The 3399-nt window shown below is 69.8% G+C and carries 1 protein-coding gene; it reads left to right on the forward strand.

Annotation, left to right across the window (positions count from 1 at the left end; translation table 11 throughout):
* The coding region (locus ABZ562_RS41045) for an SDR family NAD(P)-dependent oxidoreductase (protein ID WP_361490547.1) at positions 1 to 3399 on the forward strand (3399 nt) is incomplete at both ends.

The following is a 3399-nucleotide window of genomic DNA, read 5'->3' on the forward strand; positions in this document are numbered from 1 at the left end:
CCGGAGACGGGCGCGGCTTCGGCTGAAGGCCTGTCGGTGGTGCCGTGGGTGGTTTCCGGGCGGGATGCGGGGGCGTTGCGTGAGCAGGCGGCCCGCTTGGCTGCGCAGGTGTCGGGCGCAAGTGCGTCCGATGCGGGGTGGTCGTTGGCGACCACCAGGTCGGTGTTCGAGCACCGGGCTGTTGCGATCGGCAGCGAACTCACATTCCTGACGGAGTCGCTGGCCGGTTTTGCGGTGGGTCGGGTTGTGCCGGGTGTGGTGTCGGGTGTGGCTCCGGCTGAGGGTCGTCGTGTGGTGTTCGTCTTCCCTGGTCAGGGATCGCAGTGGGTGGGGATGGGGGCCGGACTGCTGGATGCGTGCCCGGTGTTTGCGGAGGCGGTGGCGGAGTGCGCTGCGGTGCTGGATCCGTTGACCGGTTGGTCGCTGGTCGAGGTGCTGCGTGGTGGTGACGAGGCCGCTCTTGGGCGTGTTGATGTGGTGCAGCCGGCGTTGTGGGCGGTGATGGTGTCACTGGCCCGGACCTGGCGGCATTACGGCGTGGAGCCTGCCGCGGTCGTGGGGCATTCGCAGGGGGAGATCGCTGCGGCCTGTGTGGCCGGGGGCTTGAGTCTTGCCGATGGTGCGCGGGTGGTGGCCCTGCGGAGCCGGGCGATCGCCCGGATCGCTGGTGGGGGCGGCATGGTCTCCATCAGCCTCCCGGCCGACCGCGTCCGCACCCTGCTCGCCCCCCACAGCGGCCGAATATCCGTGGCTGCGGTCAACGGCCCGTCCTCGACCGTCGTCTCGGGCGACGCACAGGCGCTGGACGAGCTGTTGGCCGGCTGCGAGCGGGAGGATGTCCGGGCTCGCCGTGTCCCGGTGGACTATGCCTCCCACTCCGCGCAGATGGATCAGTTACGCGACGAGCTGCTGGAGGCGTTGGCGGACATCGCTCCGCAGCGTTCCAGTATGCCGTTCTTCTCGACGGTGACGGCGGACTGGCTGGACACGACCGCCCTGGACGCCGGGTACTGGTTCACCAACCTGCGGGAGACCGTCCGGTTCCAAGAAGCCGTCGAAGGGCTCCTCGCACACGGGATGGGCGCGTTCGTCGAGTGCAGCCCGCACCCCGTCCTGGTTCCCGGTATCGAGCAGACCCTCGACACGGTGGATGCCGATGCTGTGGCGCTGGGTTCGCTGCGGCGTGATGAGGGCGGTCTGGATCGGTTCCTCACGTCCCTTGCGGAAGCCTTCGTCCAGGGTGTCCCGGTTGACTGGTCCCGTGCCTTCGAGGGTGCGAGCCCCCGCATCGTCGACCTGCCCACGTATCCCTTCCAACGGCAGCGCTACTGGCTGCTCGACAAGGCGGCGCAACAGGAACGCGAGCGGCTGGAGGACTGGCGCTACCACGTCGAGTGGCGCCCCGATACGACACGAACTTCCGCACGGCTGTCCGGTGTCTGGGCCGTGGTGATTCCGGCACGTCTGACCCATGACTCACTGGTGGTCGGCGCCATCGACGCACTGGAGCGAGGCGGCGCCCGTGCCGTGTCAGTGGTGGTCGATGAGCGGGACCACGACCGGCAAGCGCTGGGCGAGGCTCTACGGAACGGGCTGGGCGACAACGACCTCGCCGGGGTGCTCTCCCTTCTGGCCCTCGACGAAGCCCCGCACGGCGACCACCCCGACGTGCCCGTCGGCATGGCCACTTCGCTGGCGCTCGTGCAAGCGATGGCCGACGCCGCGGCCGAGGTGCCCGTATGGTTCGCGACCCGAGGCGCCGTAGCGGCACTGCCCGGTGAGTCACCCGAGCGCCCCAGGCAGGCGCTGCTCTGGGGACTGGGACGGGTCGTCGCCCTGGAACAGCCGCAGATCTGGGGCGGGTTGGTCGACCTCCCGCAACACCTGGACGAGGACGCGCGCCGACGGCTGGTCGATGTCGTGGGCGGCCTGGCGGACGAGGACCAGCTTGCCGTACGGGCCTCCTCCGTCCTCGCCCGACGCCTCGTTCGTACACCGGGTCACCGTATGTCGAGCCAGGCGGGCGGGCGCGAGTGGTCGCCCAGCGGCACGGTCCTGGTGACCGGAGGCACCGGGGCGCTGGGCGCGCACGTCGCCCGCTGGCTGGCCGGCAAGGGCGCCGAGCACCTGGTGCTCACCAGCCGTCGCGGAGCGGACGCAGCCGGGGCCGCTGCCCTTCGGGACAGCCTCACGGACATAGGTGTCCGGGTGACCCTGGTCGCGTGCGATGCAGCGGACCGGCACGGACTGGAGACGCTCCTCGACTCGCTGCGCACGGATCCGGCGCAGCTGACGGCCGTCATCCACGCCGCGGGTGCTCTGGACGACGGCACGACGGCGGCGCTCACACCGGAGCAGATGAACAACGCCCTGCGGGCGAAAGTCACGGCCACCGTCAACCTGCACGAACTGACCCGGGACCTCGACCTCTCGGCCTTCGTACTGTTCTCGTCCATCTCCGCCACCCTGGGAATTCCCGGGCAGGCCAACTACGCGCCGGGAAACTCGTTCTTGGACGCCTTCGCGGAATGGCGCAGGGCCCAGGGGCTCGTGGCGACCTCCATCGCCTGGGGACCGTGGTCCGGCGGCACCGGCATGGCACACGAAGGGTCGGTGGGCGAACGGCTCCAGCGGCACGGTGTACTCGCCATGGAACCTGCGGCGGCCATCGCTGCGCTCGATCACACGCTGGCGTATGACGAAACCGCAGTGGCCGTGGCCGACATCGACTGGAGCAGGTTCTTCCTGGCGTACACAGCGCTGCGGGCACGGCCCTTGATCGGAGAGATAGCCGAGGTACGCCGCATGCTGGAGTCCGGCTCAGGCCCCGGCGACGTCGTGCCGGACGGTGCCGAACTCGAGCTTGCCGTGCGTCTCGCGGGCCTCACCGCGGTCGAGCAGGAACGCCTTCTGGTGCAGCTCGTGAGGGAGCAGGCCGCCGTCGTCCTCGGACATTCCGGCGCCGAGGCGGTGGCTCCGGACCGAGCGTTCAAGGATCTCGGATTCGACTCGCTGACCTCGGTCGAACTGCGCAACCGGCTGAACACCGCCACCGGCCTCAGACTGCCCATGACGGCCGTCTTCGACTACGCGAGGCCCGCGGCGCTGGCCGGCCATCTGCGCTCCAGGCTGATCGACGACGATGGTGACCACGGTGCCGTGCCCGTCATGGAGAAGCGCGCGATCGACGAGCCGATCGCGATCGTGGGAATGGCATGCCGTTTTCCGGGAGGCGTCGCTTCCCCGGAGGATCTGTGGGATGTGCTCACCGCTGGTGAGGACGTTGTCTCCGGACTGCCGCAGAACCGCGGGTGGGACTTGGGGCGCCTGTACGATCCGGATCCGGACCGGGCCGGTACGTCGTACATGCGTGAGGGCGGTTTCCTGCACGAGGCGGGG

The sequence above is a fragment of the Streptomyces sp. NPDC019937 genome (assembly GCF_040631655.1).
Lineage (GTDB): Bacteria > Actinomycetota > Actinomycetes > Streptomycetales > Streptomycetaceae > Streptomyces.